This window comes from Dyadobacter bucti (genome assembly GCF_005869225.1).
In the GTDB taxonomy this organism is placed as follows: Bacteria; Bacteroidota; Bacteroidia; order Cytophagales; family Spirosomataceae; genus Dyadobacter; species Dyadobacter bucti.
This window is the reverse complement of the sequence record NZ_SWFP01000010.1, coordinates 241,807-263,151: the sequence shown is the minus strand read 5'-3', so window position 1 is coordinate 263,151 and position 21,345 is coordinate 241,807. Positions and strand designations below refer to the sequence as shown.

Genomic DNA, 21,345 nt, shown 5'->3' with positions numbered 1-21,345 from the left:
TAAAAAATAAGTCATTGGGGAAAATTTTATCGCTACAGACGCTGAGCCCTCAGGACGCTCAACGTCTGTTGTGTGATGCCTATATAGGAAGCAATATGGCCAAGCGGCGCCCTTAGTAAAAGATCCGGGTGGTTGTCGACGATACTCCGGTAACGCTCCTGGGCGGATTGAAACTGGATGGAATTAAGTCGTTCTGAGAATGATCTCAAAACATCGATCAGCAATATGCTGATCATTTTATGGATAGAAGGATATACTTCGGTGAATTTCTCCACCTCGGCGTAATTCAACGAACGCACTGTCCCTGCCTCCAGCGCTTCGATACCGTATGGGGATGCCCGGTTGTAAAAAATACTTTCGAGTGGCAGGGTAAAACTGTTTTCCTTGAAAAAATGGTGGGTAATGTCTTTACCGTCTTTTAAATAGAATGTACGTAGCAGGCCTTTTTCAATGAAATAAACTTTTTTGCCAAAATTATCGGGCTCCAGTAATTTCTGCCCTTTGCTTACCTGCTCTGTTTTGAAAGTTTCGGCAAGCCTCACAGCGTCTTCTTCTGAAAATGAGTGGGATATAAAAAATGCTTTCAGATTCATGGAACTGTGCCTTGGGTTCGGATACTGAAAATAGGAAAAATTATTCAATACCACGTTTGCCAATATGCAGGAATATTTCAGGCATCAACTTTTGATCATCCTGTTTCTGAGCATAAATACCTCCTTTCTGAAACTTTCCCCGATAGGAATACATGCTTCGCCCAGCAGTACCTGGTTGCTGTCCAGACCAGTAATATGCGCGACCCCGATCAGGTACGACCGATGGACACGTATAAAGGCATTTTCGGGCAGAAGTCCGGCCAGGTATTTCATGGTCATGTGCGTGATGTAGTTGCCGCGGGTTGTATGAATGATCACATAATCCCGGATCGACTGAGCGTACACCAGGGTTTCATGTTCAATCCTGACAAGCCTGCCGTCCACCTTGAAATAGGTAAAGGCCGGTGCTGTTTCAACCTTTGTGTTTTGTTTCAGAAACTTGTTGATACTTTTTTCAAAACGGTCAAATGTGATAGGCTTTAAAAGATAATCCACGGCTTCCAGCTCATAGCTGCGCACCGCGAATTCCGAAAAAGCGGTCGTAAAAATGACAGGAGGCGGATTTTTCAGATTTTTGATAAAATCTATCCCGCTGATCGAAGGCATTTTGACATCGAGGAACATCAGATCGATACTTGTACTGCTGATCGCTTCAAAGGCCTCCATCGCGTGGGCACAGCATTTCACCAATGCCAGGTTTTCCAGCTGGCCGATGTGCCTTTCCAGCACTTTCTGCGCCAGCGGCTCGTCATCAACAACCAGACACCTAACCATTGGAGGACAAGGTTAAATTAAGACTCACTTCGTGTACTTTCGCGGATTCATTGACAACAAGCTGATGATCAGGATAGAGCAGGTTCAATCTGTTCAGGGCATTTGCCAGGCCGATACCTTTTGCCGGTTTCACGGTTTGAGAGATGGCGGACTTACTGTTCCGTACTTCCATCGTCAGTTCATTGCATGTCACACATATAATGATATGAACAAACCCCGCCCCTGTTTCTTCACGAATTCCGTGTTTAAAGGCATTTTCAATAAAAGGTAGCAGCAGGAACGGTTCAATGCAAATGGCATCATCAATGCCCTGCACATCGAAACGGATGTCGGTAGTTTCAGGATAGCGCAATGTTTCTACCTCTGCATAATTTTTCAGAAAATCAATTTCCTGACTCAACTTAACGATCTGATTTTTAGAATAATACAGAATATATCGCATCATTTCGGCATGTTTGGCAATGAGCGGCGCAGTTTGTTCGGATCGTTGCAGCGCAAGGGAATAAATGTTATTAAGGGTATTGAAAAAAAAATGCGGCTGTAACTGGATTTTCAGAAACTCCAGCTCGGTCTCTAACTGTTGCCGGCGCATAATCTGCATCTGCTTTTCCTGGCTCGACGACCTGATAAAATATGCCAGGGCAGTGAGCATCAGTAGTTCCCTGAAAACAAATATCACACTGAAACGAAACAGCAGCGGCTCGTAATCGTACCATTTCCGGGCCGACTTCACGGTCTCCGCCGGCAGAAATGTTATCCTGCCCACCAGCCAATGCCCGTATTTGGTATAAATCGTAAGCGCAACCAGGAACAGTAATACCAGTAAAGTGAACAGCAGGTACCTTTTTGCGAAAAGATATGGGATAACGATTTTGTAATAAATCAAATAGGGTACCATACCGATGATTCCGTAAACGAGCCGCTCTGTCAGCAACTCGAGCGAAGGTGTAGAACCGCCTTTTTCATAAAAATTGAATTCAAAGTCGGTGACAATCGGAAATACAAAAAAGATAACCAGGAAGAAAAAAACTTCGGTCCTGCTCAGTTTCAAGATATCATCATTCAAACCTGGTTTCATGCCCTGAATTTACTCCTTTGTTTTTTCAGCCGAAAATCATAGCGCCCGGTCAAGTCGTCATTTTCGACAAAGGCTGTGATTTTTTCGACAAAGTCCGGATTGTCTAATTTAACGGATCACAGGTCTAATACTTCATTGCAGGGCTGAAAAAGCACATAAGTTTGAAAAAACAAAAAGCGCCAGATCATGCAAAAAAGGGTTATTTTTCTTCTCTCTATTCTTCTTTCAGGTACCGGGTTATATGCGCAGAGCGCAGCTGAGATCATCGCAGCAGTACTGAAATCGCAACATTCGATCCGGACGGTTGCTTACAAAACGGTCCGCAATGACACACTCGTGACCGGCCACATCCGTACCATCACCGGCCTCGTGAAAATGCGCCAGGAATCAAGCGACCCTGTTTTGGGATTTCAGTTTTGGGCAAAAGAAGATGGCAGTAACAGCCAGCTCGTTTTCGACGGGAACATGGTATATCAAACCGACGATCTGGAAAAGCTGTATTCCATCAACACCAACGCTGCTAACATGAAAGAAATCCTGTATCATCCCGGCGGACGGGTGGTTGTGCAGGACCTTATCAGGCTTGACACTTCGGAAGCCAGCGGATTTCGGGTTTCGCAGGACAAGCATTTTTTCTACCTCACGATGTCATATCCGGATCTCACCCGGTACGACGTGTTCAAGCGATTTAAAAAAGTGACCATAGATAAAACCAATATGCTGCCCGTAGCCGTGAAAAAGCACCAGGAAACATTGGGAAAAGTCCAGGATCTCAGCTGGAATATTCAAGAACTGAGCGTAAACCAGGAAACGGCCCAATACAATTTTACTGAGCCGGATTTCGCCAGAACATACCGCCTGAAAATCCCGGAAGTCGATGACAAACACCCAATAATGACGTTAAAGGGGAAACCGGCCCCGGCATTTGTATTAAATTCTTTTGACCAAAAACAGGCTATCTCCCAGGAAATGTCGGGCAAAGTGGTGCTACTCGATTTCTGGGAGATATGGTGCGGGCCCTGCGTGGAATCGATGCCAAAAGTTGCGCAGCTTTATGAAAAATTCAGGAACAAAGGCCTGGTAGTCTACGGGATCACCAATGATGCCAAACAGCTGGAGTCTTCGAAACGGTTTGTAAGCAAACACCCGGAAATCGGTTTTCCAATGCTGGTCGGCAATGAAAAACTCAAAAAAGATTACATGATCAACGCCGTCCCGGAATATGTAATTATCGATAAAAAAGGGATGGTAAGTTTTGTCAGCCTGGGTTTTTCCGACCAAATTGAGCGGGAAATAGAAAAGGCTTTGGCTGCGGACTGAGCAGGTATTGGCAAAATTTCAGCACCTGTTAACAGTTAACTATACTGCTGCGCTGCCCTTTTCAACTGGTCTGATATCCATTTTTTAAGAATCCTCGGCCCCAGAATTTTGATCCGCGCCCCGAAGCCGAGCAGCTCGCGCTCCAGTTCGAAGTTCAGTACGACCCGGATGCTGAAAGTCTTTCCTTTCTCATCTTCGCCAAGTATTTTTTGCGAAGCATGCAGGGGTTTGGTGATCACGTAAGGTGCAGTGCGGTGATCCATCCAGAAGGTCACTTCGCAATCTTTTTGTCCAGGGGTTTTGGTAACACCGATCGCATCGGAAAAGTAAGTAGTAAAATCAATAGAATTATTTTCCCGGTAAGGTTCGTTTTTATCTTCTTCCAGCGACTGTAACCTGTCCAGCGCCAGAGTCATCAGCAAAGGATGCTTGCTGTGATTTTCTCCCAGCACAAACCAGCGGTTGCGGTACTCTTTCAGCAGATAGGGACTGAAACAATAAGTATTGGCTTGCCGCGCCTTGAAGGACTGATAGGTGATGCAAAGTGTTGTTTTCGAGACGATCGCTTTGCGGATCGGCTCAATAAATTCAAGTCCGCGCAGATGATCATTCTTTTCGAAATCTACTACAGAAGGGCTGTGCGTTTTTTGCGAATGGATTTTATCTTCCAGTTTGCTGACCATCTCGGTAAGGTCTTCAAACTGGCTGAACCCTTTGAATTGTTTCAGCAGACCCGAAACTTCACCCAGTACTTTCATATCCTGGTGACTCAGCGGAATATTGGTGATGCTGTAATTTTTATCCGCATAAGTGTAAAATTTCCTGTCGACCACGATGATCGGAGCCTCATAACCCAGCTTGTCGCTCCGCATCATTTCAATATCCGCCTGCACCGACCGCCGGCTGACACCCTTGTCAATTCCTTCAAATTCATACAATGCCTCAGAACAGGCTTCGATAAGATCTTCCAGTGTCCATTTGCGGAACCGGTTACCAAGACATTTATCAATGGTCCGGTAACGGATCAGCGCATTGCGGTTGACAGGCATAGGTTTTATTTTTTTGAAAAAATATCAAAATAAATCCAACTGCGCAAAAAGACTGCGTAGTTGGGCTATTCCTTTGTATGGTCAAGCAAATTAAATGTCATGAAAAGAGAAAAAATCAGCAACTCCGAACTGGAACAGCTGGGAGTCAATGACCTGGAATTACTGGTAGCATTCGGCCGGGTAGCCAACGGGCTGCTCAAACATGAAGTGATGGACAAAGCCACGGTACTGGCCAATCTGGAAGCGCTGATTGATGATCCAGCACCGTATGCTCTGAAAAAAAATGGCAAGTTCAAAAACATTGCAGACAAGATTCTTGAACTAAGAAATGAAGGTAAATTTTTCAAACAGCCGCGGACCATGCATCAGCTAAAAGATGAAATATCAGACTTCCCGGTTTTTGGACTGCAACATATTGAGGTGGGCGCCCTTGCACAGATGAAAACAGCGATCCAATTGCCGATCGCCGTTGCGGGCGCCCTCATGCCCGACGCGCACCAGGGATACGGACTTCCCATAGGCGGCGTGCTGGCAACAACTGCGGATACTATTATTCCCTATGCCGTGGGTGTGGACATCGCATGCCGTATGTGCCTGAGCATTTTCGACCTGCCTGCCGGCACGGTTGATACTGAAAAAGACAAACTGAAAACATTGCTGTCCGAACACACGCATTTTGGTATGGGCAGCAAAACCAAAGTGCATTTTGACACGACCCTTTTTGACCGCCCGGAGTGGAATGCGTTCAGAACGGTAAAAGTACTGAAAGACAAAGCCTATGCACAGCTGGGGACATCTGGAACCGGTAACCATTTTGTGGAATGGGGCGAGCTGACGGTATCGGAAGGTTCGCTGGAAGGAATTCCGGCTGGGTCATACCTGGCTTTGCTGTCGCATTCCGGATCAAGAGGGTTCGGTGGGAGCATTGCGAATACCTACTCGGCTATTGCCATGCAAAAAACACAGCTCCCAAAAGAAGCAAAACATCTTGCCTGGTTGGATATGCAAACGGACGAGGGGCAGGAATACTGGATTGCAATGAACCTGGCCGGCGACTATGCCTCGGCAAACCATCATGAGATCCATAATAAAATAGCCCGTGCCCTGCACCTGGAACCGGTGATGCGGATTGAAAACCACCACAATTTTGCCTGGAAAGAAAAAATGGCAGACGGAACCGAAGTAATGGTGCATAGAAAAGGCGCGACTCCGGCCGGTGAAGGTGTATTGGGAATCATACCGGGATCCATGAGTACACCCGGCTTTGTGGTGAGGGGAAAAGGAGAAGTTACTTCGCTGAACTCCGCTTCCCACGGTGCCGGACGACTGATGAGCCGCAGCGCGGCGTTCAGGACGATCAGTAAATCGGCGGTGGATGAAAACCTGCTGGCTAACAGAATTACGCTGATGGGTTCGGACATCGATGAAGCTCCGATGGTATACAAAGACATTCATGCGGTGATGGCTGCGCAAACAGAGCTTGTGGATATACTTGCCGAGTTTCAGCCAAGAATCGTAAGAATGGCCGGCGCAAAGGAAAAGCCGGAAGATTGATGAAAAATAAATTGAAAATAAATTCTGCTGCGCAGAAAGACTGCGCAGCAGCGTGTGAAATTTGAAACGACAAACAAAGAAAGGAGGCTTATTATGAAATTCAACCTGCAAAGCAGCGCAGTACAGCAAACAGTGAACCACGAAGGAGCCAAAGCTTTTGTGATGAATCCTGCCATGCAACTTTACACCGCGATCGTAACCTGGTCGCTGAATGATTCGTTCTACGAAAAAAATCACCAGCGTCTGCACAGAATTCATACACTCGTAAGCCAGACCGATCCGTTGTTTGTCGCAAAACTGGCGGTATATGCGCGGCAGAAAATGTATATGCGTTCGGCCCCGCTGGTATTGTTAACAGAATTAGCCAAAGTGCACTCGGGCGACAATCTGGTCGCCCGAGCAACCGGGAAAGTTATTGCGCGTGCGGATGAAATCACCGAAATGCTCGCATGTTATCAGTTACTGAACAGGCGTTCGGGTATCAAAAAACTGAACCGTCTGTCCAAACAATTGCAGAAAGGGTTGTCGGATGCTTTTAATAATTTCGATGATTACCAATTTGCAAAATACAACCGAAGTGACGCGGCTATAAAATTGCGGGATGCATTGTTTCTGGTCCATCCAAAAGCGAAAGACGAAGCGCAACAAGCGGTTTTCAACAAAATAGCGGCCAATAAACTGGATACGCCTTATACCTGGGAGACCGAGTTGTCGGCACTTGGACAACTCTCATTTCCTGACGAAACCACAAAAAGACAGGCTTTCAAAAACAAATGGGAGGAACTTATTGACAGCGGCAAATTGGGTTATATGGCGTTGCTGCGCAATTTGAGGAACTTTTTGGAAATGGAGATATCCCATCCGCACCTTCAGAAAGTATGCGCAACACTTGCATCCGCCGAAAAAGTGGCGAAAGCAAAACAGTTCCCGTTCCGGTATCTGGCAGCTTACCGTGAAATTGCACAAATGCCTGCTCAATTGCCGGGACCAACCGATGGTAGTGGCTACGTCGGCCAGGTATTGGATACATTGGAAAAAGCGGTGATGCAAAGCGCCGCATCGGTAAGGGGTTTTGACGAAAATACCAAAGTACTGCTAGCGTGCGACGTTTCGGGATCTATGCAGGTACCGGTTTCACCGAAATCAAAAATATTACTTTATGACATCGGACTGATGCTGGCCATGCTACTGCAGTCCCGCTGCAAAAACGTGCGGATCGGCATGTTCGGGGATACCTGGAAAACCATTTCCGTGCCTCACAACAATATCCTCGCCAATGTGCAGGAATTTTACCGGCGAGAGGGCGAGGTGGGATACGCAACCAACGGTTATCTGGTCATCAAAGACCTGCTGGATCGCAGAATCCTCATGAACAAAGTGATGCTGTTTACCGACTGCCAGCTATGGAACAGCCAAAACGGTACCCAGCACATTCATTCTTTGTGGATCCGATACAAAAGAAAAGTCGCGCCGGACGCGAAACTCTATCTCTTTGACCTCAAAGGCTACGGACAGTCGCCGGTACAGTTGATCCAGGACGATGTGTACCTCCTGGCGGGATGGAGTGACAAGATTTTTGCAATACTCGATGCCATGGAAAATGGAAGGCAAGCCCTGGCCGAGATCAATGCGATTGAATTTTAAATAACAAAGAAAAGTAAGGATGCCGTAGAAACGGGTTACTTCGTTACATCCGAATATGGTAGGGCGTTGTGGTGCAAACCATGATGGAGGTTCGAGTCCTCTCTCCCTGTGCCTGTTTCATCTGTTGCTCTTTATGAATGATATTCCAGGTGTCGTAAATGCGTGTTCCTTCGCGTCGCCGGTTCGAATCCGGCCCTTTGTTCAGGCAAAGGTAGCTCAGCCGGGTAGAGCAGAGCATCCCATGGATGTAACGTCACGCATTGCTTTTTACCCTGGAAATAAGTAGCCCTGATGGGCATGGGGCAGCGCTTTGCGTTGCCCCTCTTTTTTTCGATGGTTATAGCTTGTCCGCTTTCACCGGCGACCGTTCGATTCTGAACAATACAAGCACCTAAAAACTTCACTGACATACCGGAATCGCCGATTCCGGTTACTGGCATCCTATTTGTTGCACCAATGCAGAAATAAGTCCAAACCCAGCACCTACCTAAAACTTATTTAATACATCCTGATATGCTCCGGAATTATTTCAAAATCGCCTGGCGGAACCTTTGGAAGAGCAAAGCTTTCTCGCTGGTGAACCTTACCGGGCTGGCTGTCGGTATCACTGCCTGCCTGATGATCCTGCAATATGTTAGCTTCGAGCTGAATTTTGACCAGTTTCATAAGGATAAGGACAGGATTTTCAGGATTACAAATGACCGCTTTCAGCAAGGAAAACTGGTTCAGCACGGAACGATCACCTATCCGACGATCGGCCCGGCAATGAAAAAGGATTTCGCCGAAGTGGAAGCCTACACAACGGTATCCAACACCGGCACTTTCAAATTGAGAAAGGAAAACAAGATATTTCCGGAGAAGGGCATTTTTGCTGACGGAAATTTTCTTACGTTTTTTACTTTCCCGCTGCTGGCCGGCAATCCGCAAACCGCGCTGAATTCCCCAAATTCGATTGTTATTAATGAAACCAATGCTAAACGGATTTTCGGTGCGGAAAGCGGGGGGTACGAAAAACTCGTGGGAAAAATGCTCTACCTCGATCTGGACCCCGAACCATATCAGATAACCGGGGTTATGAAAGACACCCCGGCAACGTCGCATCTTCAATTTGGTGCGCTCATGTCCTACGAATCGCTGGTCAGGACCTGGGGCAGCTGGGTAAAGGACAGCTGGTCGGGATCGGATATGTGGCATTACCTCAAACTTCGCCCCGGTGCGGATGCTGTCGCGCTTGAAAAGAAGTTCTCGGCTTTCTCTGAACGTTATTTCCAAGGCGACAAGGTTTCCGGCAGTATAGAAAAATTCTACCTGCAGCCGCTGAACCAGGCGCACCTTTTCTCCGACTATGAATATGAAATCGGAGAGATCAATAACGGGAAGGCGGTGTGGACGATGCTGATCATCGCGGGTTTTATCCTGCTCATAGCATGGATCAACTACATCAACCTCTCCACGGCCAGATCTGTGGAACGTGCCAAAGAAGTAGGTGTGAGAAAAGTAGCAGGTGCCACCTCAGGCCAGCTTATCGGTCAAGTTTTATCCGAATCGGCTATTTTAAACCTGATTGCATTAACCCTCTCGATGATCCTGATGACATTGTTACAACCTACCCTGAACACCCTCATAGGCAAACCCCTGTCAGTTTCGCTGCTCACAGGAGGTGGCTTCGGAGGGAGTACACTGGCCATTTCACTTGTAATCGTATTTTTGCTCGGCATATTTTTGTCCGGCTTCTATCCCGCATTTGCATTGTCGGCGTTCAAGGCCATCAGCGTTCTGAAAGGAAACTTCAAGCAGTCCGACAAAGGGATCTGGGTACGCAAATCGCTGGTCGTGTTTCAATACACGGCGTCTGTTGTTTTGATTATCGGCACCTTCATTGTTTTCCGACAACTACAGTTTATGCGGAAACAGAACCTGGGTTTCAACATGGACCAGGTGCTGGTCGTACAGGGACCCGAACTTACGCTCTGGGATTCTGCTTCTATCGACCGGATCAATACCTTTAAATCGGAATTAAGAAGATATCCGAAAGTCAAATCAGCTACCGCTTCCATCAATTTGTTCGGGAACCGTTTGCCGCGCGCTTTTGATGTGCATATCGTGGGTACCAATCAGGAAAAGGGTGTGACGGTAAGCCGCATGAGCATTGATGCTGCGTTTTTTGACACCTATAAAGTAAAAGTACTGGCGGGCAGGAATTTCATTAGCACAGATTCTCATCAGGATGGACAAAAAGTAAAAAACATGGTCGTCAACCACTCCGCTGCAAAGCTGCTTGGACTGTCGGATACGGATGTGGTGGGCGAAAAAATAAAGTTTTATGGCCGGGAATGGGAGATTGTGGGGGTAGTCAGCGATTTTCATCAGCAATCCCTCAAACATCAGATCGAACCTATCATTTTTCAGCCGTTTTATACAAACGGAGGTTTTTATTCCATTAAAATTGACGCAAACGATGCCGATCAGACGATCGCACAGATAGGGAAGAAATTCGCTGAGTTTTTCCCCGGCAACGACTTCTCTTATTTTTTCATGGATGAACAGTTTAACCGTCAATACAAGGATGACCAGACTTTCGGGAAAATCGCCAGCTTCTTTTCGCTGCTAGCTGTGATTATTGCTTCGATGGGCATTTTCGGGCTTTCATCCTACACGATCAGCCAGCGTACAAAGGAGATTGGCGTCAGAAAAGTACTCGGTGCTACCGTTGCCAGCATTGTTGCCCTCCTGTCGCGTGACTTTCTCAAACTGGTGCTGATAGCGATCATTCTTGGCTCGCCGATCGCGTGGTATGCGGTTTCTCTCTGGCTGGCCGATTTCGCTTACAAGATCAATATTGAATGGTGGATGTTTATCGTAGCAGGAATTCTTGCGGTAGCCATCGCTTTTCTGACCGTCAGTTCACAAGCCATTAAAGCCGCCTTGATGAACCCTGCAAAATCGCTGAAATCGGAATAAACTATCTCCATTTTTGCCGGATATCCTTAGCGACGCGTTTTCCTGACTCCTGTTTACGGCGCAGGAAAACGTTTCGCCATGTCGCAAAATATATCATTTTAGCTACGATATCATTTGATATTTTTATCAAATCAATTTGAGCCCATCAGGTTACATATAAAATTATTTAGTTATTTTGCGACAAAATAATTCTCAATAACGTGCCTCAATGAAGACTGACATCTTAAACACCCCACAAAAAAGAAAAAACTACAAAAAGCCTGTTTTAAAACTACATGGAACGGTAAGCAAAATCACCAAACTTTCAAAGTTGGGAAGTGAATACGATGGCGGTAGCAATTTCAATTTTGCAGGGTAATTCTCTTCAATAATCCCGTACAACTTAATGTCCGACAGGTGGTAGTTGAAGGCTTTATTGCTCTTAAAAAATCTACAGATGCTTCTGCGTCTGTAACTCCTGACAATGTAGTAGTCTGTGATGCCGGATGGCTGGCTTTACGCTATCCGGCCACCAGAAGTGCGAACAACAGCACGATCCTGATTGGCACCGACCGCTCGGAAAATAAGGGCATTGAATTCAAAGAAAACAATCTTTCAGACAGTAATTGGGTTTCGGGCCTTTCCGATTCTCCGGTAGATTCGAACATTTTTGAAAGGGCGGACATAGTCGCGTGGTATCAGGAAATGAACGGGACTTTGCTTTTGTCCAGAGATATTTTCGGGACTATTCCATTGTACTACTTGCATATCCCGGGTTCTTTCCTGGCGTTTTCGACGAGTTTGGTTTCGCTGATTGAAATGCAATGTTCTAAAACATACCTGGAAATTGATAAACAGCGGGTGGCAAGCTATTGCGATTTTCAGAAGGACCAGGCAAGCAGCTACACATCCCGGACTTTTTACAAAGCCATCAAGCTGGTGCTACCAGGGCATTTCATTTCGGTTTCCTCAAACGGGTTGACTTCAGCTCCTTATGCCAGGTTTAGCCCTGAGAAATGGCTTCGATTAGGCTCAATAGAGGAATATGGAAGGGTATTCAAAGATCTTTTCCGCAGATCGGTTAAAAAATCCTCGGAGCGAACGCATAACACGGTGGCCTCGCATCTCAGCGGCGGACTGGATTCTTCTTCGGTCAGCACGATGTTTAAAGACGTATCACCCGATACAAACCTTCATACACTATATTCCGAGACGCGAACCCGTTATACTGACGAAGGGGGATTCGCTGCCTGTGTTGCTAAAAACATTGAATCTGTACATCACGATGTAGCTCCTCCAGCAAATGACTTTGAAACTATTTCGTTGTATACCTCTCTTTACGGACACCCCGAGTGCATGGTTCTCAGCCCTTCGCTCCAAGGCAGCCTCATCCAATACGCCAAAGATCTAGGCTGTGAAGTGTTATTGGCAGGACACGACGGCGATTCTGTGGTAGGAAACGGTCTAGAGCTGCCTTATGAAGCTTTTTTCTCTCGCAATTGGGAAAATTTAAAAACCCTGATTGCAGAAAGAGCCGACCATGCTCCCATGCATAAAATATACCCGGACTGGGATTCATATAGTCCCGAGTGGAAGTACAGAGCCTATGTCCGAAATTTCACGGTCTCCAGGTATTTTGAAGTGGTCAGGAAATTGCCGGCTTCCAGCGCATTCCGGCTTATGATCGACATATCTAAGAATATGAATGTCCCTCTTTCGTGTTTTTTAAAAAAAGGCTTAAAAAGTGCTGCCGGAAAGATTCGGTCCCGCGACCGCCTGCCTCTTAGTATTTTGAAAACAGGAATTTCATATAAGTCCGGAAAAGATAGAGAAAATGCAGCGGTATCCTTTGCCAAAAAGCTGCCCGAAAAATACCGCAACGCATTCGTCGCGGTTTACAATGCCCAGTCTATAATTGCCAACGAACAGTTTTTCACCCTTGGCAATTACTATGGAATCCATAACCGGTTTCCGCTGTATGATAAAGAATTGTTCGAATTATGTATGGCGACACCGCCTGAAATAAAATTCGGAAACGGATTAGGACGCGGACATTTCAGGGAAGCGATGAAAGGTTTATTACCGGAAAACGTACGTACCCGACCATCCAAAGCCAATTTCAGTCTGTACGGCAGACAGGCCGTGATCCGGCTGTATCATCAATCCAAAGATTTGATGCAGGATCGTTCTAACCCTGTCTGGAGTTATATTGACAAGAACAAATATGAAAAGGCCGTAAGTGTACTGCTGAGAGAAAATGCGCAAGAATTTTTGCACAACAGATCGCAGTTTCAGGTGCTCAGAACGATATCACTGGCGATCTGGCTTGACTGGCTGACACGCTTTCAATCGGATGGTCAATATTGAATTCGTGTATATAAAAAAAGGAGCAGGCGATCGCCTGCTCCTTTTTTATATACCGGCAGCTCGGTAGAAGGCCCCGGTTTTTTAACAGTTATTTCAATACCCAGGATTCTGCTGCAATCCCCAGGTTTGTACCTCGTTCAAAGGAATGGGAAGTACGGGAACAGGATTCACACTGCCTGCAACCGAATGCTGCTGTGCCCGGGTTTTGATCTCGCCTGACAGGGAATTCATGTAAGTTCCGTTACGAACCTGATCCCAGAAACGCAGGTGCTCCATACCCAATTCCACACGACGCTCGTGCAAGATTGCCTGAACCAGCGCTGTACCCGTAACTGTGGCCGATACATCCGGCAGAGCTGTTGCCGGGATATTTGTGGGATCATAGGTTGCAGTCCCCTCTTTGGAGCCTTTTGGCAACGTTGATCTCTTGGCTCTCTGACGCACCATGTTCAACGCCGTGCGGGCCTCGGCTTCGTTGCCTGACCGCGCTGCTGCCTCAGCCTTCATCAACAGTATTTCTGCATAGCGCATTTTGCGGATATTCTGGCCCGAAGCAGATGCTTGTGCAGGCTGCACGATAGCCGTTTTACGGTTCAGGTAACCTGTCATGTTTTCGTCAGGGAAGTTCACGGTTTGTCTCACACCAAACAGTATATAGCCGTTGCCATAAATCGTCATAGCCTTACGCGGATCATTGGCCTCAAATTCATCTGCCAGATCAGTGGTAGGATTGTTGAAACCCCAGCCCCACGTAGCCCGGTTGTTCTGGATCACATTATTGGTGGTACCGGTTTTGATCGGCCCCCAGGTCTGGCCAGATTCTTTCGCCTGTATCTCGAAAAGTGATTCCGTGTTATTTTCACTGATCTCGTCAAAAATCGCTGCATAGTTGGCAGTCAGTCCATATTGCCCCGACTGCGTAATCGCTTCCGTGAGGTCATAAACCTGCTGCCAGGTATGGTTGTTGGTATTATCCATACCCAATTGATACATGATCGCGCGCGCCAGGTAACCCCGGGCGGCACCTTTGGTAGCACGGCCGAGGTCAGGCGCCGCATATTGATTTTTCTCCGGTAGAAGCGTAATTGCCTGCTGAAGATCCGCTTCGATAAAAGCATAGGTTTCAGCCAGCGTAGAGCGCGTGGTGGCAGCATACTCCGAGGTTTTTACCGGCTCTGAAAACAATGGCATCCCTCCGAAAAGACGTACCAGATAGAAATAATAGTATGCCCTCAGGAAATGTGCCTCACCTTTGATCCGGCTCTTCAGAGTTTCGCTGATCGGCGCGGTTTCAATGTTTTTCAAAACCCAGTTGGACCGGTACACTCCAATCCACAAGTTACCCCAAACCCCGCTCACCGGCCCGTTGACCGGCAATGCGCGCCACTCTTTCAGATGTTGTATATCAATGAAATCGCTGGCTGTGCTTCCCTTTTCAGCATCGTCAGACAATACATCTCCGAACATCCATTCATAGTTGTGCGGCAGATAGTTGCCCAGGCCGTCGTTTCCTTCATCATAGGAAGCCACATCATAGGCCGCATTGATGGCAAGCAGCGTGTTGGTAGAATCTGAAAAGTAATTTGTGTCCGTCTCACGCCCCAGCGGCTCTTTATCTAAAAAATCACTGCACCCCTGTAACAACATACCTGCTACCAGAAGGCTTAGAAAATTATATTTTTTCATTTTTATCAAAATAATTAAATCCTATAATGGCCCTTTTTCTCAGAAATTCACACTCAAACCGATCCGTCCCACTCGTGGCTGCGGATAAGCACCCAGGTCCACTCCGAAATTCAGCGGATTGTTGTTGAATTCACCGATTTCTGGATCCATACCTTTGTATTTGGTGAAAGTCAGAAGATTGTCGGCCGCTATGTAAACCCTGAGATTGCTCATGCCCACTTTGCTCGTCACTGTTTTAGGTAATGTGTAACCCAAAGTCAGGTTGCGCAGGCGCATGTAATTTCCGTTGCTCACAAAACGGTCGCTGAACTGGTCATTGTTATTCGGGTTCAGCTGGGTCATTCTTGGCTCATTGGTATTTGGATTTTCAGGCGTCCAGCGGTCAAACCGGCTTGCTACCGAGTTGAACATCCCGTTTGCATTGTTCATCCAGTGACCCAATCCGTTTACAAGTTCCACGCCGGTAACGCCCTGCAAAAAGAAGCTCAGATCAAATCCTTTGTAACCCAGATTGGCATTGAAACCAAACGATAAACTTGGGGTAGCACTGCCCAGATAAGTCCGGTCCTTGTTGTCGATTACCCCGTCATTATTGAGATCGACAAATTTCACGTCACCCACCTTGGCGTTTGGCTGGATCGCCACACCTTCCCTTGCATATGCGTCAAGATCAGCCTGCGTTCTGAAGATCCCGTCGGTCCGGAGTCCATAATACACTGCAATTTCGCGGCCGACTTCCGTGCGGGTAGTCTGCCCGAGCCCTGTAACGTCTCCGCCGGCGATCGGTTCGCCCCCGCCGAGGTCGGTTACCTGGTTGATAATCTTGGTTGCATTGATACCGATATCATAGGTAAAGTCCTTAACCGAACTTCTGTAATTCAGGGCTAGTTCAATCCCTTTGTTTTTCATGCTGCCCGCATTTACATACGGAGGGCCCACACCGGCGAATACCGGAATCGGCACGCGCACGATCATATCAGAGGTATTTTTAATAAAATAATCGGCAGTCAGCGATAGACGGTTGTTGAAAAAACCCGCATCGATACCAAAGTTGGAGCTGGTTGTTGTTTCCCATTTCAGGTCCGGGTTACTTGCTACTGTTGGTGCAAAACCCTGAACAGGCGTATCACCGAAAACATACATATTGTTGCCGGAAACCGTAGTCACATAACCATAGTTTGCCGCGCTGTTCTGGTTACCTACCTGGCCCCAGCCCGCACGCAGTTTCAGCTGGCTGATAGCGGAAATGCTTTTGATAAACGTCTCTTCGGCAAGGTTATAGCCCAATGCAAATGAAGGGAATGTACCCCAGCGGTTATCAGGCAGGAAGCGCGAAGAACCGTCGCGACGCAAAGTAGCGGTCAGCAAAAGGCGTTCGTCAAAGTTATAGTTTACACGACCGAAATACGATTGTAGTGATTCATCAGACTGAGCCGTTTCCAGCAAGTAGTCGGTGCTTTTCGTAGCTGAAAGGTACCACTGAGACTTATCATTCGGCACATCCAGCACTGTCATGCGCATGTCGCTGAAAGTAGTTCTCTGGTTTTCGAAACCGGCCATCGCTGTGAAACTGTGCTTGCCGATTTCCTTTGAATACGTCAGATAGTTGGTCCAAACCCATCCCAGCTGTTCGCCTCTCCCTTCACGCAGACTGCTATGCTGGCGCTGGTCGTCATTGGCCAGGTAATACTGAGGCAGATATCTTTTATCATGCGTGGTCAGCCAGTTCACACCGAACTGAGTACGAAAGCTCAGACCTTTGGCGATTTTAGCGTCCAGGAAAAAATTGGAATTCACCAGCGTCTGATAAGCCTTGTTGTTTTTGTATTCGTCCACAATACGTGCCGGGTTATACGCACCTCCCTCGGCCACAGGACGTCTGCCCCAGAAATTGGTAGCCGGGTCCCAGGCCTTCGCCAGAGGTGAAACGGACAAAGCACTGGTCAGAACACCACCATACTGATCGCCGAAATACTGGGTTTTGTCTGTATTGGCATAAGCCGCCGAGATACCCGCGTCAAGCCATTTTGTAACGTAAAAGTCATTATTGAAACGCAGGAAAAGCTTCTTTACCGGCGAGTTTTTCACAATACCTTGTTGATCAAAATAAGTACCTGTGAGGCTGTAACGATGCTTTTCAGTACCGCCCATGACATTCAGGCTGTAATTTTGCATGATACCCGTCTGCATGACTTCGTCCTGCCAGTTGGTTCCCGGATCGCTGCTTTGCGCAAATCGGTTTAATGTCTGGTAAAGTGCCCCGTCCTGTGGCAGCACCGTGCCATCGTTGGCATAAGATTCGAGCCTTAAAGTGGCATACTGGCTTGCATTAAGCACATCCACCTTGTTCCAGGCTTTCTGAACACCGGCGTACGCATCGAAAGATATCTTTGGTGCGCCGCTCTTTCCTCTTTTCGTCGAGATCAAAATAACCCCGTTTGCGCCGCGCGAACCATAGATGGCAGTTGCGGACGCGTCTTTCAGGATTTCCATCGATGCAATGTCTCCAGGTGCCAGGAAGCTTATATCACCCGTCTGGAAACCGTCCACTACATAAAGCGGATCGCTGTTATTGATCGTACCGACACCCCGGATACGCACGCGTACCGCCGCACCCGGTTCCCCCGACTGGCTTACAATATTCACCCCAGGTACCCGTCCCTGAATCCCCTGCAACGGGTTCACAGTTGCTATTTTGGTGATTTGCTCAGCTTTCACCGAAGCCACCGCACCTGTAATATCACTTTTTTTTACGGTACCGTACCCTACTACGACTACTTCATCCAACGCACGTTCGTCGGAAAGCATGGTTATTTCAAAAGTAGTTTTACTTCCGATCTCCACTTCCATGGATTTCATCCCAACCGAACTCAACACCAAAACTGCTGCATTTTCTGGCAGTGCCAGTGTAAATTTTCCCTCTACGTCCGTAGTAGTGCCCACAGTTGTACCTTTCACAACCACTCCCACACCTGGCAATCCCTCTCCTTTTTCATCCGAGATTTTTCCGCTGACACTCTGGTTCTGGGCTATGGCCATCAGCCAGCTACCCAGGACCAGAGAAACGGTCATCAATAATTTTTTAAACATAGGTCAACTCAATGTTGGTTTATAATAAAGTCACAAATTAATAGCCTTTTTTAAACATTACATGATACTATTTTATCCATTCATGAATCTATAAAAACAAAATGCGAAATCTGCGCCAAAAAATAATTTAACAAACTATGGCTATTGTATTATTTTCAGGCGTTTTTTTGGACTATAAATAGATGTTGAATATGCAAGAAAAAAGTAACTTATCGACACTTATTATGATACTTTTACTTCAAAATAATTCTAATTTTAACTGCTATCGTCCATAAAAAAAGGTGCTTAAAAGAATGTTTCTTCTAAGCACCGGGGTAAAATAATAGAGTAAAGGGTCTGCGAGGTAAAGTCGTAATCGTTTGAGCGTAGATCTTTTAAATATGTGCTTCTTAGGGACGAACCAGTTTCACACCCAGGGAAACGCCAAGGCGGTAAGGCTGATAAAAAAATGGGGTCCTCTCGCTTGAAATTTTTCCCGGGCTGAATTCGGCGTAAGGCCCAAGATTGAGGAGCATCTGATCGGCGATAGCAAACTGTTTCCCGGCACCAATGCTTACCCAGCCAATACGCTGCCGGGAGTCCAGAGATTGGGAATATTCCAGACCGGCTTTTACAAAATACTTACTGAACTGTGATCGGCCCCACCGGACTTCCTTGGAGATACCGATCCCTAAAAGCCTGTACTTTCTCGTTTCGCTGATCTGCTCACCCTGGCGGACAATTTTGTAATTGTCTTTGTCGACCGGCTCAACAATGTAATCGCTGCCCGCAATTTCATATGAGTAGGACTGTTTGAAACCACTGTAATGCAGCATCAACTGAAAGCCGTTTTTTTCAACGCCTCCGCTGAATTTATAACCCAGGGATTGTCTCGAGAAAGTGGAAGGAAAAGCAAAATTCTGAAAGCTCTGCCCGACCGACGAAGGCACCGTCAATATCTGATACCCTTGCGATGCAGCCACATTCAGCAAGAAGCTCATACGGGTGGGTTTTGTGTTCAGCAACTTATATTTTTCAACGTCCCCGGCAAATCTAACCAATGGCAATTCCGGACTGGCTGAAGCAAAAACAGCCGGTTGCCCGGCGAGCATTTCAGGGGTAACCAGCCAAGGAGATAAAACTGCTTCATCACCAGTTGCATGTACTTCGCCCGGCTGCTCCTCACTTGCCGAAACCCAAAAAGGAGGTTTCGGGGTATCAAAGCCTGCGGAACCGTTTTTCATGTTAACCCTGTATACGTGTTGAACCGCGCTGCCGCCTGTTTGCTCTGGTTCCCTTTTCCTGATTATTCCAGTTTCAGCAGTGTTTCGAAGCGATTTTCTTAACGATACATACTCCGTTAGCTTTTTATCCGCATCAACTCCTGACCGGGCAGGAGCTATCTGTTTTTTCCCGACATGTGGCGCCATGATTTTGGCACCATTCTGAATCCCGACGGTATTTTTTTGCCTGAGCATGTGCTGGTCCAGTTTGATGCCTGCAATAAATACACTGACAAACAAGATCGTAAAAAACAGGTATTTCCAGTTCCGCGCAGGTTTCAGCTGCGCCATTATTTTTTCGAATGATGAAGGCTCAGGGGCCGCTTCAAAGTTGTCAAACTTGCGTTTAAGGGCTGCCCGCAATGCCTCATTGAGTTTATCCTCAGAAGTTTTCATGATGCACAATCCCTTTTAGTTCTAATTTTTTTAATAGCAAATTACGTCCTCTCATAAACTGGGATCTTGAGGTACCATCAGAGATTGACAACATTTTGGCTATTTCAATGTGGGTGTACCCGTCGATCAGGTGCAGGTTAATGATAGTCCGGTAACCGTCCGGCAATTCATTGATCATTTCCAGCAGATCGCTTACGTCCAGTTGGTCCATCAGTTTTTCATAATCACCCGAATCGAGCTGGATTTCAACATTATCCAGGGAATCGTGCAGCTGCTGCTGCTTCGTAGTACGGTGATAATAGTTGATGGCCGTCCGGATCACCGTCACTTTTACCCAGCTGTCTGCTGCCTCCGGATCTTTGAGTTCCTGGATATTGTCAAAAATCTTGATAAAAGCTTCCTGAAAAATATCATCTGCTTCCGCTCTTGTTTTCGCATACCGTAAACACACACCGGTAAGCCGGGATTTGTACCGCTCATAAAATACAGTCTGCGCCCGGGGATCCTGGTTTTGGCAGGATTTCACCAGACTGGTCAGATCAGCATACTTTTTTGAGCGGAAAAACTTCATATATCAGGATCCCCAGGATTTAAACACAGTGCGCGTACAGCGTATCGTTACATATTTTTATTAAAAACTTACAAAATATCTTTTGTTTAATAAAATTCCGTCCTTGTCGAAATACAATTCACAGACCTCGGCGTTGCCTTTGTTGCGCAACTTGAGATAATAGCTGGTTACACCATTGTATTCCCCTCGCCACTTGTCTGTTTCAGGCGACTGATACTGGAAGCTTTTCAGCTCTTCGGATTGCTCCAGAATGCGTGCGATGGGGTCAGGAAATGAATCGATATTAGACTCAGGGCTGTACTGATCGGGTTGGTTGAATTCTCTGCTGATCCATCTCAGAGCCCCCTTTTCATCAAACAGCATCGTGCCGGTGAGCAGCTTGTCATTTTTGGTAAAGTTCACCCGGATCACGTACTGTTTTTCATAATTCAGCAATATCCGTATTTCCCCATTCAGAAATGCCAGCCCTTTATCCGCGAGGATGTAGTCTTTTACGGTCGTCGGAAAGTCCTGGAAGTCGTTGATTGCCAGCTTGTACATAGCAAATTCAAAATTCGCAGAAGTCGGCCGGTAATTCTGTCCATTGTAACGCTGCCAGTCGAAGACATAATCTGTTCCTTTAAAGCTGTAAACCAATCTGTTTCTTCTTTCACCCGTAGAATAAAACGCAATGTCCTCCGAGTTGACCGAAAACGTACCACCCTGAAACGACGTCCCTCCCAGAAGTTCGCCAAGTAGAGCCGGGACGCTGTCGTGGTTGGCCCTGAAAGTCTCCCACATTTTGGACGTATTGGCCAGGGAAGTATACCGGTTCTTTTCCGAGGTGAACTTCACCTCCCAGATTTTCTTATCCAGCAAGGTTTTAAGGATGATATCGGTGGCATTCGGAAACTCTTTTTTCACCACTCCAATTGCTTCTTCCGGTATTCCGGGCAGATCAGGCTGCAAATCGTTCACCTGGTTACAGGCGCCGAGCATCAGAAGACAAAAGATGAATAAAATGACTTTCATAAAAACATTA

General features: G+C 46.8%; 14 protein-coding genes. 5 read left to right on the top strand and 9 right to left on the bottom strand.

The window, feature by feature from the left end; all coding sequences use genetic code 11:
- Nucleotides 1-32 precede the first annotated feature (32 nt).
- The 3 genes from FBF61_RS28430 to FBF61_RS28420 form a co-directional block, all read right to left on the bottom strand.
- Complete coding sequence (locus FBF61_RS28430; RefSeq protein WP_138483873.1) at nt 33-593, bottom strand: Crp/Fnr family transcriptional regulator; 561 nt, start codon at nt 591-593, stop codon at nt 33-35.
- 84 nt (nt 594-677) lie between these two features.
- A complete protein-coding gene (locus FBF61_RS28425) occupies nt 678-1,367 on the bottom strand; it encodes a LytR/AlgR family response regulator transcription factor (RefSeq protein WP_138483871.1) in 690 nt (229 codons plus the stop codon).
- A complete protein-coding gene (locus FBF61_RS28420; RefSeq protein WP_138483869.1) occupies nt 1,360-2,445 on the bottom strand; it encodes a sensor histidine kinase in 1,086 nt (361 codons plus the stop codon). The genes FBF61_RS28425 and FBF61_RS28420 overlap by 8 nt, the downstream gene beginning before the upstream one ends.
- A gap of 186 nt (nt 2,446-2,631) precedes the next feature.
- On the opposite strand from FBF61_RS28420, the gene FBF61_RS28415 reads away from it, so the two are divergent.
- Nucleotides 2,632-3,765: a TlpA family protein disulfide reductase gene (locus FBF61_RS28415; protein WP_138483867.1), complete on the top strand. Its 1,134-nt coding sequence runs from the start codon at nt 2,632-2,634 to the stop codon at nt 3,763-3,765.
- A gap of 35 nt (nt 3,766-3,800) precedes the next feature.
- On the opposite strand, the gene FBF61_RS28410 is transcribed toward FBF61_RS28415, so the two are convergent.
- Complete coding sequence (locus FBF61_RS28410) at nt 3,801-4,814, bottom strand: helix-turn-helix transcriptional regulator (RefSeq protein ID WP_138483865.1); 1,014 nt, start codon at nt 4,812-4,814, stop codon at nt 3,801-3,803.
- A gap of 99 nt (nt 4,815-4,913) precedes the next feature.
- On the opposite strand from FBF61_RS28410, the gene FBF61_RS28405 reads away from it, so the two are divergent.
- The 4 genes from FBF61_RS28405 to FBF61_RS28390 all read left to right on the top strand — a co-directional run bounded on the left by FBF61_RS28405 (nt 4,914) and on the right by FBF61_RS28390 (nt 13,319).
- A complete protein-coding gene (locus tag FBF61_RS28405) occupies nt 4,914-6,368 on the top strand; it encodes an RtcB family protein (RefSeq protein WP_138483863.1) in 1,455 nt (484 codons plus the stop codon).
- 54 nt (nt 6,369-6,422) lie between these two features.
- Nucleotides 6,423-8,012 (top strand): TROVE domain-containing protein, encoded by a 1,590-nt coding sequence (locus FBF61_RS28400; RefSeq protein ID WP_262712837.1) that lies wholly within the window; start codon nt 6,423-6,425, stop codon nt 8,010-8,012.
- 513 nt (nt 8,013-8,525) lie between these two features.
- Nucleotides 8,526-10,973: an ABC transporter permease gene (locus tag FBF61_RS28395; RefSeq protein ID WP_138483859.1), complete on the top strand. Its 2,448-nt coding sequence runs from the start codon at nt 8,526-8,528 to the stop codon at nt 10,971-10,973.
- Nucleotides 10,974-11,369: 396 nt separating this feature from the next.
- Nucleotides 11,370-13,319, top strand: coding sequence for an asparagine synthase-related protein (locus tag FBF61_RS28390; protein ID WP_138483857.1), 1,950 nt, complete (start codon nt 11,370-11,372; stop codon nt 13,317-13,319).
- Between the two features lie 93 nt (nt 13,320-13,412).
- On the opposite strand, the gene FBF61_RS28385 is transcribed toward FBF61_RS28390, so the two are convergent.
- The 5 genes from FBF61_RS28385 to FBF61_RS28365 form a co-directional block, all read right to left on the bottom strand.
- Complete coding sequence (locus FBF61_RS28385; protein ID WP_138483855.1) at nt 13,413-15,005, bottom strand: RagB/SusD family nutrient uptake outer membrane protein; 1,593 nt, start codon at nt 15,003-15,005, stop codon at nt 13,413-13,415.
- A 39-nt stretch (nt 15,006-15,044) separates the two neighbouring features.
- On the bottom strand, nt 15,045-18,077 hold the full coding sequence (locus tag FBF61_RS28380) for a SusC/RagA family TonB-linked outer membrane protein (RefSeq protein ID WP_166444625.1): 3,033 nt from the start codon (nt 18,075-18,077) through the stop codon (nt 15,045-15,047).
- A 407-nt stretch (nt 18,078-18,484) separates the two neighbouring features.
- Nucleotides 18,485-19,753, bottom strand: coding sequence for a hypothetical protein (locus FBF61_RS28375; RefSeq protein WP_138483851.1), 1,269 nt, complete (start codon nt 19,751-19,753; stop codon nt 18,485-18,487).
- Complete coding sequence (locus tag FBF61_RS28370; RefSeq protein WP_138483849.1) at nt 19,740-20,324, bottom strand: RNA polymerase sigma factor; 585 nt, start codon at nt 20,322-20,324, stop codon at nt 19,740-19,742. Before FBF61_RS28370 ends, FBF61_RS28375 begins: the two co-directional genes overlap by 14 nt.
- 60 nt (nt 20,325-20,384) lie before the next feature.
- Nucleotides 20,385-21,335: a hypothetical protein gene (locus FBF61_RS28365; RefSeq protein ID WP_138483847.1), complete on the bottom strand. Its 951-nt coding sequence runs from the start codon at nt 21,333-21,335 to the stop codon at nt 20,385-20,387.
- Between the last annotated feature and the right edge of the window lie 10 nt (nt 21,336-21,345).

Coding starts and splice junctions, on each gene's coding strand:
- FBF61_RS28430 (WP_138483873.1), bottom strand. CDS start 593: ATGAATCTGAAAGCATTTTTTATATCCCACTCATTTTCAGAAGAAGAC.
- FBF61_RS28425 (WP_138483871.1), bottom strand. CDS start 1,367: ATGGTTAGGTGTCTGGTTGTTGATGACGAGCCGCTGGCGCAGAAAGTG.
- FBF61_RS28420 (WP_138483869.1), bottom strand. CDS start 2,445: ATGAAACCAGGTTTGAATGATGATATCTTGAAACTGAGCAGGACCGAA.
- FBF61_RS28415 (WP_138483867.1), top strand. CDS start 2,632: ATGCAAAAAAGGGTTATTTTTCTTCTCTCTATTCTTCTTTCAGGTACC.
- FBF61_RS28410 (WP_138483865.1), bottom strand. CDS start 4,814: ATGCCTGTCAACCGCAATGCGCTGATCCGTTACCGGACCATTGATAAA.
- FBF61_RS28405 (WP_138483863.1), top strand. CDS start 4,914: ATGAAAAGAGAAAAAATCAGCAACTCCGAACTGGAACAGCTGGGAGTC.
- FBF61_RS28395 (WP_138483859.1), top strand. CDS start 8,526: ATGCTCCGGAATTATTTCAAAATCGCCTGGCGGAACCTTTGGAAGAGC.
- FBF61_RS28385 (WP_138483855.1), bottom strand. CDS start 15,005: ATGAAAAAATATAATTTTCTAAGCCTTCTGGTAGCAGGTATGTTGTTA.
- FBF61_RS28380 (WP_166444625.1), bottom strand. CDS start 18,077: ATGACCGTTTCTCTGGTCCTGGGTAGCTGGCTGATGGCCATAGCCCAG.
- FBF61_RS28375 (WP_138483851.1), bottom strand. CDS start 19,753: ATGAAAACTTCTGAGGATAAACTCAATGAGGCATTGCGGGCAGCCCTT.
- FBF61_RS28370 (WP_138483849.1), bottom strand. CDS start 20,324: ATGAAGTTTTTCCGCTCAAAAAAGTATGCTGATCTGACCAGTCTGGTG.
- FBF61_RS28365 (WP_138483847.1), bottom strand. CDS start 21,335: ATGAAAGTCATTTTATTCATCTTTTGTCTTCTGATGCTCGGCGCCTGT.